This window comes from Streptococcus sp. 9.1, from assembly GCF_016648815.1.
Taxonomy (GTDB): domain Bacteria; phylum Bacillota; class Bacilli; order Lactobacillales; family Streptococcaceae; genus Streptococcus; species Streptococcus salivarius_E.
In genome coordinates, this window is sequence record NZ_JACLQS010000003.1 from 187,117 (window position 1) to 202,285 (window position 15,169).

General features: G+C 36.6%; 14 protein-coding genes. All 14 read left to right on the top strand.

The window, feature by feature from the left end:
• Positions 1-193 precede the first annotated feature (193 nt).
• Entirely contained in the window at positions 194-1,501 is a 1,308-nt protein-coding gene (locus H7T93_RS04235) for a GHKL domain-containing protein (protein WP_002885760.1), read from the top strand.
• A gap of 59 nt (positions 1,502-1,560) precedes the next feature.
• Positions 1,561-2,451 carry a hypothetical protein gene (locus H7T93_RS04240; RefSeq protein WP_002885882.1) on the top strand — a complete coding sequence of 297 codons (891 nt, stop codon included), beginning with the start codon at positions 1,561-1,563 and terminating at the stop codon, positions 2,449-2,451.
• 21 nt (positions 2,452-2,472) lie between these two features.
• Positions 2,473-3,753: a hypothetical protein gene (locus tag H7T93_RS04245; RefSeq protein ID WP_002885700.1), complete on the top strand. Its 1,281-nt coding sequence runs from the start codon at positions 2,473-2,475 to the stop codon at positions 3,751-3,753.
• Between the two features lie 23 nt (positions 3,754-3,776).
• A complete protein-coding gene (locus H7T93_RS04250; RefSeq protein WP_021144662.1) occupies positions 3,777-5,093 on the top strand; it encodes a GHKL domain-containing protein in 1,317 nt (438 codons plus the stop codon).
• Between the two features lies 1 nt (position 5,094).
• On the top strand, positions 5,095-5,838 hold the full coding sequence (locus tag H7T93_RS04255) for a response regulator transcription factor (protein ID WP_002885796.1): 744 nt from the start codon (positions 5,095-5,097) through the stop codon (positions 5,836-5,838).
• Between the two features lie 943 nt (positions 5,839-6,781).
• Positions 6,782-7,981 (top strand): argininosuccinate synthase, encoded by a 1,200-nt coding sequence (locus H7T93_RS04260; RefSeq protein ID WP_002885646.1) that lies wholly within the window; start codon positions 6,782-6,784, stop codon positions 7,979-7,981.
• Between the two features lie 326 nt (positions 7,982-8,307).
• Positions 8,308-9,693, top strand: a complete 1,386-nt coding sequence (gene argH, locus H7T93_RS04265; protein ID WP_060971562.1) for an argininosuccinate lyase — start codon at positions 8,308-8,310, stop codon at positions 9,691-9,693.
• Between the two features lie 84 nt (positions 9,694-9,777).
• The gene (gene rnpA, locus H7T93_RS04270) at positions 9,778-10,113 is read left to right on the top strand and encodes a ribonuclease P protein component (RefSeq protein ID WP_002891957.1); all 336 of its coding nucleotides are present in this window, start codon (positions 9,778-9,780) and stop codon (positions 10,111-10,113) included.
• Between the two features lie 115 nt (positions 10,114-10,228).
• The gene (locus H7T93_RS04275; protein ID WP_175057811.1) at positions 10,229-11,035 is read left to right on the top strand and encodes a membrane protein insertase YidC; all 807 of its coding nucleotides are present in this window, start codon (positions 10,229-10,231) and stop codon (positions 11,033-11,035) included.
• Between the two features lie 11 nt (positions 11,036-11,046).
• Positions 11,047-12,090, top strand: coding sequence for an RNA-binding cell elongation regulator Jag/EloR (jag, locus tag H7T93_RS04280; protein ID WP_073686076.1), 1,044 nt, complete (start codon positions 11,047-11,049; stop codon positions 12,088-12,090).
• A 130-nt stretch (positions 12,091-12,220) separates the two neighbouring features.
• Positions 12,221-12,817, top strand: coding sequence for a TetR/AcrR family transcriptional regulator (locus H7T93_RS04285; RefSeq protein WP_073686075.1), 597 nt, complete (start codon positions 12,221-12,223; stop codon positions 12,815-12,817).
• A complete protein-coding gene (locus H7T93_RS04290) occupies positions 12,814-13,377 on the top strand; it encodes an NAD(P)H-dependent oxidoreductase (RefSeq protein ID WP_073686074.1) in 564 nt (187 codons plus the stop codon). The genes H7T93_RS04285 and H7T93_RS04290 overlap by 4 nt, the downstream gene beginning before the upstream one ends.
• Before the next feature lie 195 nt (positions 13,378-13,572).
• Positions 13,573-13,707, top strand: coding sequence for a 50S ribosomal protein L34 (gene rpmH / locus H7T93_RS04295; RefSeq protein WP_002885866.1), 135 nt, complete (start codon positions 13,573-13,575; stop codon positions 13,705-13,707).
• 204 nt (positions 13,708-13,911) lie between these two features.
• Positions 13,912-15,054: a tRNA guanosine(34) transglycosylase Tgt gene (gene tgt / locus H7T93_RS04300; RefSeq protein ID WP_073686073.1), complete on the top strand. Its 1,143-nt coding sequence runs from the start codon at positions 13,912-13,914 to the stop codon at positions 15,052-15,054.
• Positions 15,055-15,169: the final 115 nt, after the last annotated feature.

The following is a 15,169-nucleotide window of genomic DNA, read 5'->3' on the forward strand; positions in this document are numbered from 1 at the left end:
TTAGTTTTTCTAAGCTCTTTTTTATGTTTATGAAAAGTAGGGGACATGTGGAATCGTCTGATGTTAGATTGTTCTTAATCAGGAAAAAATAGCTTTATATTTTTAGCTTTTTCTAATAGGAGTGACGCTAAATTATATATTTATGTTACAATAAAGTAGGTTGATTTTTGAAAGGAAGGGGGGGAGTCTAGAGATGATCGTTTTATTTACGGTTCTACGTCTATTGGCTATTTTAATTGTTAGTCACGATATGTCAGGTTTGCTCAAAACTTGGAAGAGTAAATGCTGGTTTATCGCAGGGAGTCTCTTGCTCTCTCTATTTGTTGGAGGCATTACAGGGTCGCTCTTAGCACTTTTGTTCTGCTATCTTTTCTTAAATAAAATATCAAGTAGTGAAAAGAATTCTTTTCTTTTCACCTTTTTGCCGTGGGTTTTTGTTGAAGTCACCTCGAAACTGCTTCAACTTTATTTTTTCCCATGGATTTTTCAAATTAATTATTTACAGGTCAAAGACACCCCAGTACTCATTGCTTTGTCTTATCTCTTGATTTACCCAATTTTTCATCTGATTGTCAAAGTGTTCTTTATTGACTTTGGTGCTCTCAATGTTATGGGAAATAACCATACTTACCAAGTTAGACAACGCTTATTGGTTGGGGTGACTCTGGCTTATATTATTTTATCTTTAATTATTTTCTATGCTAGTAACATCTTTCCTTACACAGGCCTCTTTATTTATTTAGCAGGCAGTATTACGGTTGTCTACTCCATCCTCTTTATTTTGCTCTTTGCTCAGCTTAATATTTATTCTAAGAGAAGAGTGAAGGATCAGTTGGCTGAAGAAATGGCTAGACACGAGGAAAGTTTAGAAGAATATAGCCACCGTTTAGAAAAACTCTATAATGATATTTCTCAGGTGAAGAAGGATTATCTCGAAGGGCTTAAAACAATGGAGGTTAGTATCCAACGTCGAGACTTACCTGCTTTGAAACAAGAGTATGCAGAACTTTTAGAGAAATCTGGTAATAGCTTAACGTTATCAAATTATGAATTATCACGTTTGATCAACTTAGAAATCACATCTCTCAAGAGTCTCTTTTCTGCTAAAGTGCTTGAGGCAGAGAACTTAGGAATTAAGGTTAACTTGGAGTTGCCAGATGTCATATCGTCAACTCAGATAGAGGCCTTAGATTTGGTTGTGATTTCTTCTGTCTTCTTAAATAATGCTATTGAGTCGGCGGTGGATTCTGAAGATCCTACTTTAACTATATCTTTCTTTAAAAATCAAGGTTATCTTATCTTGGTTATTGACAATACAACCAGAGAAGAACGTATTCCTGTGTCAAGGATTTTTGATGAAGGGGTTTCTAGCAAAGGTGAAGGCCGAGGGCTTGGTTTGTCTAAGGTCGCAGATATACTTAATCGCTATCCAAAAGTAAATCTTGAGACTCGTAGTTGTGACCATCATTTTACACAGGTCCTCTCTTTTCAGGATAATTGATAAATCAAAGATACTATTTGTGGGGAATAGGATAAGGGAAATAGAAAGGGGAAAAGCATATGCAACTTGCGATTGATGGCCTTATTGCTTTGGTTGTTGTCGTTTCACATCTTGTGATTTTAGCTAGAATGGCTTATCTAGATGTTTTTACTTACCGTTACATTCCTTATGTAATCGTAGTAACTGCCGTTAAGTGGTTAGCCAAGGTGCTATGGCAAATTGATATTCCAGATGCAATTTATCTCCTAGTCTTTATTTTTCTTGAAAAACCTCAGGCTCTACGAGAAGAAAAGTATTTTTATGCTTTCTTTGCCCCTGTCTTTTGGACTTTGATTACAAGTTTCTTTAGTTTTTATCTTTTCCGAGTTTTCTTTAATAAGCCGGTCGAGTTGGTTCCAAACCATTTAGGAATCCTAGCTGTAGATAGTGTTGTTCTTCCCTTCTTTCTAGGTTTGCAAAAAATGTTCGGTTTAGATAGCTTCTTCCAGGAACCCTATCAGGACTTGCAGGATAAATATAAGAGCATGCTCTTGCAAGTTGATCTTATTTTAATTATCAGTTATCTGCTTATCCTCTTTAAACAGGAGATATTCTCCTTGCTTCTGAGTCAGACCTACCTCCCAGGTTACCCTCAAATTTATATTTGGGTTGGTTTCCTTATACACATGTATATTCTTGTTCGTTTTGTTTCCTACGGTAAAGACGTACGAGATAGCAAAATTCTCAGAGAACAAGAGGAGCACTTGAGGAGTCTGGAAGCTTATAATGAAAAAATCGAAACTGCCTATAAGAGTGTACGTTCGTTTAAACATGATTATGAAAACATACTCATTAGTATGCAGACAAGTATTGATAGTGGGGATTTTGACCTTATTGAACAAACCTATCAGGATATTTTGAAAAAGGCAGGTCAAGAACTCATTGAAGAAGATGACGAAAATGTCTCTTGAGTATAAACAGGAAATATTATCATGAACTTACAGCTTTGGACCATGGTATCCCTTGAAAATAGTATTATTCAGATTATTAGTTTTCATATTACCTGGTTTATTTATAAAAAACTAACAAGGAGCACATTAGCTTACTGGAAAGTATTTTGTTTAAGTCTCTTAGGTATAGTGGTATCACTTGGTAAAGGTGATGGCTTCTATTATCAAGTTGTTATCTTTTTAGCTTTGGCCTTAAAGGAACGGCGGGAACATCGTTTGACGCTCTGGGCAAGCCTCTTTTTTGGAGCCTTCTCGGTTCTTTTTACAGATTTATTTGCGACTTTTACCCCATTTTATGTATTCAATAATCTGTTCACAAATATGACCTTGGGTGAGATTCAAGAAAACTTCTTGCTTAAATTGTTATCTTATGTGATGATTTACCCATTCTTTCTCTATATCAATTATCTTTCCAGTTCAGATGTTGATAAGGTCAAGGAATTGATTTATTCACGTGGTCGTGAACGTCTGTTGATAGCCGTTGATCTGACCTTTGCACTCTACATTATTTGTAGTACTCTTTTGGTATCAACAGGTAGTGATGTGGGAGGGCCAATTTTTATTGCGATGGCAGTTTATCTCCTAATGGTAACAACCTTGAATCGCTACTCTCATAAATTTGTCAGAGAACGTAGTAAGGAAGCTGTGGAGACTTATGTCTATAACTTGGAAGTCTATAATAAACATATTGAGGATCTTTTTACAAAAGTAAAACCTATTGAAAAAGATTTTGAGAGTCTTTTGGTAGCTCTTGAGACCCCATTGGCTAAAAATCAATTATCAGAGGTTTTATCCGTTTATCATGAGCATTTGAATCATCTTAAACTTGATAATTTGGACTTAAATGATAAGTTGGCCCCTCTGTTTGAGATTCCTTATCCGGTATTAAGAAGTTGGATTGTAAACCAAATCATTCCTTTGGAACAAAAAGGTATCACCGTTAGGCTGGATGTCAATGTTGATGCTTATCCTAACAATTTAAATATTGCAGTTCTTATTAGAGTTTTAGAACGTTGCATGAATTTAGCTGAAAAACTTTGGGCCAAGGAGCCGGAGACAGATATTGGTTTCCTTATTCAACAGAATGAGCATGGTAATCTCAGCTTTATTCTTGAGAATACCAATCAGGAAGCTGATCCGAAACTCGATGGTAGTCTGGCTATTAGTCGTGATTTTGCCCAGTTTTGCTGGTCAAACGGTATCGGTTTAACAAATAAAAAAGAATTATTTAAAACCTATCAAATTGTCACGGTAGGACTATAATCGTAGAAAGGAGAGGGATAACTATGCTGGGTAACATCCTATTTCAAATTTTGATGTTTATCATTATTTGGGATATCTACTTACGTATTGGTGGACAAAACACTAATCTTAAAAATCGTATACTTTATTTGTTATTTGATGTTGCTCTATGCATTTGGGGACAACTCATTGGACGCTATATAGGCATAGTACCTCCCTTAGTAGCCATTGTAACATTGACATTTAGTTACCAATTGAATAAAAGTGTCACCTCCGTAGAGCGCTTTTTTCTAGGTTTTTACCCAGTGGTACTAGTCGATTTGGCAAGACGTTTTTTGGCTACTTTCTTCTTTCCACCGATACTTGGCATAACTGTTGATACTTTAAACACTAATATTTGGTGGTCTATGGTACCACTTTCCTTCGTCATGTTGACGGTCAGAATAGTAGATTTTATTTTACGTCTAGATTTTACAGATATCTTGAAAGTTGCTGCCCAACAAGAAAAAAAGAACCGTCTGGGTTTGGTCAACATGCTTCTTTTGCTTTATTATTTAGTTATCTTTTTAGTGTCGACATTTGATACTTATTTTCCAGAGTTACATCTTGAGAGTAGATTTAGGTTGCCATTAGTAATGGGATATCTCTACTTACTCCTCTTTGTACTTGGTGCTGTAAACCAGTTTGCTAAGGAGAAAATAGAGCAGGATTTAGCGATGAAGCAGGCTAACTATCTTGATGATTTGAAGCGTGAGAATACTAGGGTAGAAGGTTTGTATAGAGACTTGATGCATGTTCGCTCTAACTATAATTTCCTACTTAATAATCTGAGAGATATTGAAAGAACAGGGGATATTCGTTCTTATAAAAAAGATTTGGTTGATCTTTATGTCAATCGAGATCAGCATAGTTTTTCAACTCAGGTCACTGATTTGGATAATATCCAAAATCCAAGTATTCATAGTCTACTTTCATCAAAATATCATGAAGCTCAGATGCATCGCCTCAATATTCATGCAGAGATTCCAGATCCAGTGATTCATAACTATCTAACTGATTTAGATTTAGCTGTTGTTTTGGGTCACCTCATGGATAATGCTATTGATGGTGCTCGTAAAGCCAGTGAAGGTTTTATTAGTCTGGCCTATTTTGATGAAGAGGATTGCCAGAGTTTTATTATTGAAAGTACAATTGCAGAAGAGCAAGTGCCACTTTCAATGATGAGTACCCAGCTTTCTCATCCTGAGGGTGGTATAGGTGTTAATGCTGTTCAAGATATTTTGGAACGTTATCCGAACACGTCCTTCTCTGTCCGTAGTCAGAATCATAAAATGATGCAAATACTAGAAATGAGGCCCTAATATGAATATATACATTTTAGAAGATGACTTAATGCAGCAAACACGTATTAGTGACATCATCAGAGAATTGGTTTCAGAGGGCACGTTTTCCGTACGAAAACTTGAAGTTTTTTCTAAACCTCACAAACTATTGTCCAGTATCAATGAAAAGGGCAACCATCAGGTTTTCCTTTTAGATATCGATATTGATGGTGAGCGAAAGAAGGGGCTAGAAGTTGCCTCAGAAATTCGTCAACAAGATGCTAATGCAGTTATTATTTTTGTAACAACTCACTCAGAGTTTGCACCGATTAGTTTTAAATACAAGGTTTCTGCACTAGATTTCATTGATAAGACAGTTTCTAATGCAGAGTTCAAACAACAACTAAAACAAACATTGACTTTTGTGAACCAAAAAGTTGGAGATGTGGATGATGATGAGATTTTTGTGTTTGAAACCGCTCAGTCTCGGATCCAAGTCCCTATGAGAGATATTTATTATTTTGCGACTGCTGTGACACCTCATAAGGTGATGCTGATTACTAAAACAGAGCGTTTGGAGTTTTATGCCAATCTTGGAGATATTACTTCGGTAAATAAAAAACTCTTTTCTTGTCATCGCTCCTTTTTAGTTAATTTGGATAACATATCTCGTATTGATAAGACTCAGTTGATGATTTATTTTGAAAATGGTGATTCTTGTCCAGTTTCACGTTTGAAAATGAAGGCTCTGCTTAAAAAATGGTCAGAGGTAAAAGAACATTAGTCGATGACTAATGTTCTTTTTAGTCTAAAAAAGCATGTGTTTATTTCATAGGTGATTGATTATCTTATGAGTGAACAAATTCTGTAAAAACACAAAATAGATGTCCTTTAGTGATAAAATTTAGAGATTTATAAAAAAATATCTTAAAAAAATGCAGTTCAGGATGAAAAAACGACATTCTATGAAATCGTATAGACAATTAAATTGAAAAAAGCTATTATATAATCAAGATATGTGATTCGGAAATGAGACATCGTCAATCTTATTGAAATCTACATACACTTTATGAAAATAAATAATGTACTTTTATATAACTTTTTCCTAATCCCCATTTTTTATTGGCCGCTCGTCCAATTACATATCTTTTTTATAGAAATTAATAGGCTTGAGAAATCAAGCCGTTTTTTTGTTTTTAAGTGGATTAGTGCAGATTAGGATAAAAAATACATTCTGTGAGTGAAATTCGACATTTTAGGAAATGAAGATATACATTTGGGGATTGCATGCTATAATGTAATCAAGGTTAGAGAGCAAGAAGAATGTATGGTTTAAGTTAGTCCCTTAAACATAATAATTTCCCTCATTCATTCTATCTAAAATTGCTGTTGTGTTCTCTACCGATGATGCTGTTGTTCAAAAGGTCTGTACTTTGTACAGGCCTTTTGGCATTTTAGAAGATAAATAGTTAAAGATGCTTTTGAATCTATTTGTATAGTTTCAAAAGTGTTTTTTATTTTTCATTACCTCTTGCATAAAATTGAATAAAAATTAAGATTTAAGCACTTCTAAGGTCAAAATAATAAATAAAAACAAATAAAAATGAAATAAATATAAAAAAATAACAAAAAAGTGTTGACAAGTGAATAAATATGCAATATAATTAATCTCGTAAGGTTGATAGAGATAGCAACCACAAGAAAATATAAGAAAAGAGAAAAATATTATGTCAAAAGAGAAAGTTATTCTTGCCTATTCGGGAGGTCTTGATACCTCAGTCGCTATTACATGGCTTAAAAAAGATTACGATGTTATCGCCGTTTGTATGGATGTCGGTGAAGGTAAAGATCTTGAGTTTATCCATGACAAAGCTTTGACAGTTGGAGCTGTCGAGTCATACGTGCTTGATGTTAAAGATGAGTTTGCTGAAGATTATGTGCTTCCAGCACTTCAAGCTCACGCTTACTATGAACAAAAATATCCTTTGGTTTCAGCACTTAGTCGTCCAATCATTGCTAAAAAATTGGTTGAGATTGCTCATAAAACAGGAGCAACGACTATCGCTCACGGTTGTACTGGTAAAGGTAATGACCAAGTTCGTTTCGAAGTTGCCATTGCTGCCCTAGACCCAAGTCTTAAAGTAGTAGCGCCAGTACGTGAATGGAAGTGGTCTCGTGAGGAAGAAATTGAGTATGCTAAGGCTAATGGTGTTCCAGTTCCAGCAGACCTTGATAATCCTTACTCAGTCGATCAAAACCTTTGGGGACGTGCCAACGAGTGTGGTGTTCTTGAAAATCCTTGGAATCAAGCTCCGGAAGAAGCTTTTGGGATTACCAATTCACCAGAGTCTGCGCCAGATGAAGCTGAATATGTCGATGTAACCTTTAAAGAAGGGAAACCAGTTGCTCTTAACGGTAAAGAAATGAAATTGGCTGACCTTATCCAAGAAATGAATGTTATTGCTGGTAAGCATGGCGTCGGACGTATCGACCACGTTGAGAACCGTCTTGTAGGTATCAAATCTCGTGAAATTTATGAATGTCCAGGAGCTATCGCCCTTTTGACAGCTCATAAAGAAATTGAGGACTTAACTTTGGTACGTGAAGTTTCTCACTTTAAACCAATTCTTGAAAATGAATTGTCAAACCTTATCTACAATGCTTTGTGGTTTAGCCCAGCGACACAAGCTATCATTGCTTATATTAAGGAAACACAAAAAGTTGTTAATGGTATCGCTAAAGTTAAGCTTTACAAAGGGCATGCTCAAGTAGTAGCACGTCAATCAGCTAATTCATTGTATGATGAAAACTTGGCTACTTACACATCAGCTGACAGCTTTGATCAGGATGCTGCGATTGGATTTATCAAGCTTTGGGGTCTTCCAACTCAGGTTAATTCACAAGTTAACCATCCATTTGACAATTAATGACAGATTACATAAGAAAAGTAGGCTATTAGAAGAAAAACGCTTCTTATCAGATAAAAGTGGACAGAGAGCCACATCTGATACTCTTTTCTTATAACTTATATTATTATCGTTAAGGCGTTCTGAGAGGCGTCACGAGCCTAAATAAACTACGACAGAGATCTGGTTTTAGGAAAACAAGTGTCCAGAGAGACAAATTAAGCTAGACAAATACTATCTAGCTTTTTTCATTTAAGTTATTGTGACCTGAGAGGTCGTTGCTTGTTATAAGTATTAAGAAAGGATGGAAGATTATCTCAGTGTAGGGAAATCTTCAAAATAAAACTATGGCAGAAAATCATAAACTATGGGGCGGTCGGTTCGAAGCTAGTCTTGAAAAATGGGTAGAAGAATTTGGTGCTTCAATCTCATTTGACCAAAAGATGGCAGAGTTTGATTTGAAAGGGTCTATTGCCCATGTTACGATGCTCGGTGAGACAGGAATTATTACCAAAGAGGAAGCATTACAAATTAAACAGGGATTGGAAGAGCTGCTTGAGGAATATAAGGCTGGTAAACTAGAATTTGATGTTTCCAATGAAGATATTCATATGAATATGGAGAGTCTTTTAACAGCTAAAATTGGACCAGTAGCAGGAAAACTTCATACAGCACGTTCACGTAACGACCAAGTAGCTACGGATATGCACTTGTATCTAAAAGCCAAACTAGTGGAAGTTATTGAGAAGCTCGATAACTTACGTGCTACTTTGGTCAATCTAGCAGACAAACATACCTATACAATTATGCCAGGCTACACCCACTTGCAGCATGCACAACCGATTTCTTTTGGTCACCACTTGATGGCTTATTACAACATGTTTACACGTGATGCCGAACGTTTTGAATTTAATATCAAGCATACGGATATCTCTCCACTCGGAGCTGCTGCACTAGCAGGAACAACTTTCCCGATTGATCGTAATATGACATCTGACTTAATGGGCTTTGCAAAACCATATAGCAATTCCTTGGATGCTGTTTCCGATCGTGACTTTATTCTCGAATTCTTGTCAAACTCAAGTATTCTCATGATGCATATGACACGTATTTGTGAAGAAATCATTAACTGGTGTTCTAACGAGTTTAAGTTTGTAACTCTATCTGATACTTTTTCAACAGGCTCTTCCATTATGCCTCAAAAGAAAAACCCAGATATGGCAGAACTAATTCGTGGGAAATCAGGTCGTGTCTATGGCAATTTGATTGGATTATTGACGGTGATGAAGTCATTACCTTTGGCCTACAATAAAGATCTCCAAGAAGATAAAGAGGGTATGTTTGATACGGTAGAAACGATTACTGTCGCTATTGATATTCTCGCAGGCATGCTCAATACAATGACTGTTAACGACAAACATATGGCAGAGTCAACAGAGAAAGATTTTTCAAATGCTACAGAGTTGGCTGATTATCTTGCATCCAAAGGCCTACCATTCCGTGAAGCACATGAGATTGTTGGAAAACTTGTCCTTGAGTGTACCAAAGCTGGTTATTACCTTCAGGATGTTCCTCTCGAACGTTATCAAGAAGTTTCAGACCTAATTGAAGAGGACATCTATGAGACACTTAAATCTCATACGGCTGTTGAACGTCGTCATTCCCTTGGTGGAACTGGTTTTGACCAGGTTAAATGGCAAATCAAAGAAGCTCAAAAAGCTCTAAAAAAATAAGTCTCTAAGGCCCTAACCATAAGGTTTTGGGCTTTTTTGCTATTTATGATATAATAGTACTAATTTTGAGTTTGGAGTCGCATTTTGAAAAAATCTTATCGCGTTAAGAAAGAGAAAGACTTTAAAGCATTATTTGATGCAGGACACAGTGTTGCTAATCGAAAATTTGTTGTCTACTGTCTGGATCGTGATTTACCTCATTTTAGAGTAGGTTTGTCAGTCAGTAAGCGTCTTGGTAATGCGGTTACTCGGAATCGGGTAAAACGTCGTCTACGACATGCACTGATGGACATGTCATCTCAGTTAGAACATCAAGATTTTGTCGTTATTGCTCGTAAAGGTGTCGAAGACTTAAGTTATCAAGACATTTATAGCAATCTCGTTCATGTCTTAAAAATAGCAAAGTTATATAAGGACTAAAAAATTATTTTGCTTCTTTACATTGTAGGATAAACTAAAATCACTCCTGATTTTTGAGATACTCTTAATGAATGGAAGCGAAGCAGTTCTTTATCGTATTAAAAAGGAGTTTTTAGTGAAGAAAAAACTTAATATATCTGTTTTAGGTGCAGGAGCTCTCTTGCTTTTGTCCGCGTGTGGACGAAGTGATGTTACAAGTCACTCTACAGGCCTTTGGGAACGTCTTATTTTAATGTTTGGGAAGGCTATTCAAGGGCTCTCATTTGGTGGTTCTATTGGATTAGGTATTATCATTTTCACGATCTTAATTCGTGCGGTAATGATTCCTCTTTATAATCGCCAAATTAAGTCAAGCCGTGAACTACAAGAGTTGCAGCCAGAGTTACGTCGCTTGCAGAGTGAGTATCCTGGACGCGAGAATCGTGAAGCTCTTGCTTATGCACAACAAGATCTTTATAAAGAGCATGGTGTAAATCCTTACGCAAGCTTTGTTCCTCTCTTGATTCAATTTCCTATTTTGATGGCTCTTTATGGAGCGCTCACGCGAGTGCCAGAATTGCGAGAAGGAACATTCCTCTGGGTTGACTTAGGTCAGAAAGACCCTTACTTTATTCTTCCGATTTTGGCGGCTACTTTCACCTTCCTTTCAACTTGGTTGACCAATAAGGCAGCTAAAGATCGTAGTGCAATGCTTCTTGTTATGAATATCATGCTTCCAATCTTTATTTTCTGGTTTGGAACTCAGATTTCTTCAGGGGTAGCACTTTACTGGGCAGTTTCAAACGCCTTCCAAGTTATTCAGATTTTGGTTTTTAATAATCCGTTTAAAATCATCGAAGAACGTAATCGTTTGGAAATGGAAGAAAAAGAACGTAAAGCTAAGATTCGTCGTGCCAAGAAAAAGGCGCATAAACGTAAATAAGGAGGCTTATTATGGTTGTCTATTCTGGACGAACAGTCGAACAAGCTATTGAAAGAGGTTTGAAAGATCTTAATTTACCCCGTATGAGGGCTCATATTAAGGTGATTTCTCGTGAGAAAAAAGGTTTTCTAGGGTTCGGAAAGAAGCCAGCTCGAGTTAGCGTTGAACCAATAAATGAAAAGATAGCTCATGAAGCAGGTCAAAACACCGTTAAAGTGGCTCCTGGTGCTATAAAACAATTCGACGATTCTGTCGCAAGTCCAAAAGACGAAACGATTGCTTTCAATAAAGTGACAAAACTCGTTACGGTTTCAGATAATAAGGAAATTGCACAAGAAAACTTAAATCAACCAGTGTCTACAGAGCCCCTTGGTGAAGAGTTGACAGATAAGAAACAGGAGCAACCAAAGGCAACAATTATTCCTCTATCTGTTAAACGTGAGTCATCAGAAGAGGATGCTACAGAATTTATGGCAAGTTCGCTTGAACCTCAACTAGAACCAGTTGCTCAAGTTCAGACTCTGGAAACTTCAGAAGGAGATTTCAGTGCTTTTGTGGCATCTGAGTTTAGTTCAGATGATTCTTCTGAAAATAATTTAGAAGATATTCAAGCAGCTGCAGATGATGTTTTATCTTATCTTGAAAAAATTATCTATGAAATGGATGTTGATGCTAGCCTAGAGGTTAGTCACAATCGTCGCAATATTATCATTCAGATTGAAACAGACCAGCCTGGTCGTGTTATCGGTTATCATGGCAAGGTTCTCAAGTCTTTACAACTTTTAGCGCAAAATTATTTGCACGATCGTCATTCTAAACGCTTTAGTGTTGTTCTTAATGTTCGTGATTATTTGGAGCAACGCACAGAGACTTTGATTGATTTAGCAGAAAAAACGGCAACTAAAGTAAAAGAAACAGGCCGAGAGTATGTTATGGATCCAATGACGAATAGCGAACGAAAAATTATCCATAAGGCACTTTCTCAAATTGAAGGGGTTGAAAGTCACTCGGAAGGGGACGATCCTAATCGTTACGTTGTTGTGACAAAAGTATAATTAGAATAGCGTTATTGCTTACAGAAACTAGTCTTATTTGAAGGCTAGTTTTTTTGACAATTAAAAGTAGACAGTGTATACTTTTAATAAAAAGTAATCGCTGTCTACTTATATGCAAATAGGAGTCAAAATGAAACGTAATACTGCTGAATTGAAGGAAAAGTTAATCACAACTGGAATTGAGGAGATAAGAATAAGAGGGATCGATCAACTATCTATCCGAACGGTGGCTCAAAGATGCGGGATCACCCATGGAGCACCCTATAAGCACTTTGAAAATAAGGGTGTATATCTTCAGGTAGTTTTAGAGCGTTTATCTGAGATCTTTTTGAAGTATCTGACACAAGGAATAGACTCTTCTCTTGATGTAAGGGATCAATTAGTATTAATGGGGTGTAATTTTGTGGAATTTGCTCAAAAAGAAACAAACAGTTTTGAGGCCTTATTTATTAAGTTTCCTTTCAATTATATGGAACTAACCCAGGACAGTATCTCTGTTAATGCCCATTTACCAGGATTTGAGCACTTTAAGAGTGTGGTTTTGAAGCTAAAAAGTGAAATGAACATTTCTGGTAGTGAGACAGAAATATTAGTTCATATCTGGAGTTTTATTACTGGATTAGCTGTTTTGGTAAGGAGTCCTATTGGTGATAATTTCAATAGTAACACTATTAAAGAGACTGTTAGTACTATGTTAGACATCTACGTTAAAGGAGCTAAACAATGAAAACCTTAATTATTTACGCACATCCAAACGACAAGAGCTACAATGCCTCTATACTAGAGACAGTCAAGGAGAATTTATCGTCTAAACATGAGTTAAAGGTTCTAGATTTGTATAAAGAGCGGTTCGATCCTGTTTTACGCTTTGATACAACGCATAGGAGAAGAGACCTAGCGCACGATGTAGCTATGAAAGACTATCGAGATTTAATAATTTGGGCAGATCAGTTGATTTTTATTTTTCCAATTTGGTGGAGTGGAATGCCGGCTATACTGAAAGGATTTATTGAACGCGTCTTTGCTGCTAGTTTTGCCTATGAAAATACACCCCGTGGATTGGATGGTAAACTGACTGGGAAAGCTTGGATTATTACAACCCACAATACACCAAAGATAGTTCTACCTTTAGTTCAAGATTATAGCAAAGTTCTAAAATTTCAAGTCCTAAAACCTTGTGGTATTAAATCGGTCAAAGTTACCCAGATTTCACCTGTTGAGTATATGGGTGACCATAAGCGAAAAGAGGTGCTCAAGAAAATAGCTAAAATAGCAAGAAGGTTATGAGCAAGCGATGATATAGGGATAGTAATGTGGTCTACAATTATCACCAGCCTAAGGGTTTCAAAGATATAATTAAATTAATATCTAAGTAATTCTTGACAAGATTAAGCTATTGCTATAAAATAGTATGGTATGTTTAGTAACTGATCAAAAATAGCCGGCTAAACGAATACGAAAATCTATCAGGAGGTATTCAACGTGAAACGTACTTATCAACCAAGTAAAATCCGTCGTCAACGTAAACACGGATTCCGTCACCGTATGTCAACTAAAAATGGACGTCGTGTTCTTGCAGCTCGTCGTCGTAAAGGACGTAAAGTTCTTTCAGCATAAGACGTTATTGAAAGCAACAGTGCTCGAGACTGTTGTTTTTTTGTTTGCTATGAATGTTAATGTTGGTGTTTGATGGTATTCATCGAGAGTTTGAAAATATAGAGCTGACAATTCTTGTAATTTTTGATAAACTAAAGCGGTTGTGGATAATGACCACTGACTAAAAAATACTTAGGACTGTTTTTCCTAATGTAAGGAGTATAAATGACTGAATTTCCTATTAAATATCGTCTTATAAAGAAAGAAAAACACACAGGAGCACGCCTGGGGGAAATTATCACGCCTCATGGAACTTTTCCAACGCCGATGTTTATGCCTGTAGGCACCCAAGCTACAGTAAAAACGCAATCCCCTGAAGAATTAAAACAGATGGGTTCAGGGATTATTTTGGCCAATACCTATCATTTATGGCTAAGACCTGGTGATGAGCTCGTTGCTAAAGCTGGAGGACTCCATAAATTCATGAATTGGGATCAAGCGATTCTTACAGATAGCGGTGGTTTCCAAGTTTATTCATTGGCAGAAAAACGCAATATTTCTGAACAAGGTGTAACATTTAAAAATCACCTTAATGGAAGTAAGATGTTTTTATCTCCTGAAAAAGCGATCTCGATTCAGAATAATCTCGGTTCAGATATTATGATGAGCTTTGACGAATGTCCTCAATTTTACCAACCATACGATTATGTGAAAAATTCTATTGAACGGACAAGTCGTTGGGCAGAACGAGGGCTAAAAGCACACCGTCGCCCACATGATCAAGGCCTATTTGGAATTGTGCAGGGAGCAGGTTTTGAAGATCTTCGCAGACAGTCTGCACAGGATTTGGTTTCCATGGATTTTCCAGGTTACTCAATTGGAGGTCTTGCGGTTGGAGAAACTCATGAAGAGATGAATGCGGTTCTAGACTTTACTGTACCTTTACTTCCTGAGAATAAACCACGTTATCTCATGGGAGTAGGAGCACCAGATAGTCTGATTGACGGTGTTATCCGTGGCGTTGATATGTATGATTGTGTTCTCCCAACACGAATTGCTCGTAACGGAACTTGTATGACGAGTCAAGGACGTCTTGTGGTTAAAAATGCGGCGTATGCAGAAGATTTTAGCCCAATAGATCCTGAGTGTGATTGTTATACATGTAAGAATTACACACGTGCTTATGTGAGACATTTGTTGAAAGCAGATGAAACGTTTGGAATTCGCCTGACAAGTTATCATAATCTCTACTTCTTGGTAAATTTAATGGCCAAGGTACGACAAGCTATTATAGATGACAATTTACTTGAGTTTCGCCAAGATTTCATTGAAAAATATGGTTATAATGCAAGTAAAAGAAATTTTTAAATAATTTATTTAGCAGTACATGATTGTACTGCTTTATTTTATGTGACTTTAAGTCCGTTTCGCTCCGAAGGTGCGAAACAGATAAACCACCCGCTATGCGGGTGCGCATCGAAGG

Coding starts and splice junctions, on each gene's coding strand:
- H7T93_RS04290 (WP_073686074.1), top strand. CDS start 12,814: ATGAAAACCTTAATTATTTACGCACATCCAAACGACAAGAGCTACAAT.
- jag (WP_073686076.1), top strand. CDS start 11,047: ATGGTTGTCTATTCTGGACGAACAGTCGAACAAGCTATTGAAAGAGGT.
- argH (WP_060971562.1), top strand. CDS start 8,308: ATGGCAGAAAATCATAAACTATGGGGCGGTCGGTTCGAAGCTAGTCTT.
- H7T93_RS04235 (WP_002885760.1), top strand. CDS start 194: ATGATCGTTTTATTTACGGTTCTACGTCTATTGGCTATTTTAATTGTT.
- H7T93_RS04240 (WP_002885882.1), top strand. CDS start 1,561: ATGCAACTTGCGATTGATGGCCTTATTGCTTTGGTTGTTGTCGTTTCA.
- tgt (WP_073686073.1), top strand. CDS start 13,912: ATGACTGAATTTCCTATTAAATATCGTCTTATAAAGAAAGAAAAACAC.
- H7T93_RS04285 (WP_073686075.1), top strand. CDS start 12,221: ATGAAACGTAATACTGCTGAATTGAAGGAAAAGTTAATCACAACTGGA.
- H7T93_RS04245 (WP_002885700.1), top strand. CDS start 2,473: ATGAACTTACAGCTTTGGACCATGGTATCCCTTGAAAATAGTATTATT.
- H7T93_RS04255 (WP_002885796.1), top strand. CDS start 5,095: ATGAATATATACATTTTAGAAGATGACTTAATGCAGCAAACACGTATT.
- H7T93_RS04250 (WP_021144662.1), top strand. CDS start 3,777: ATGCTGGGTAACATCCTATTTCAAATTTTGATGTTTATCATTATTTGG.
- H7T93_RS04260 (WP_002885646.1), top strand. CDS start 6,782: ATGTCAAAAGAGAAAGTTATTCTTGCCTATTCGGGAGGTCTTGATACC.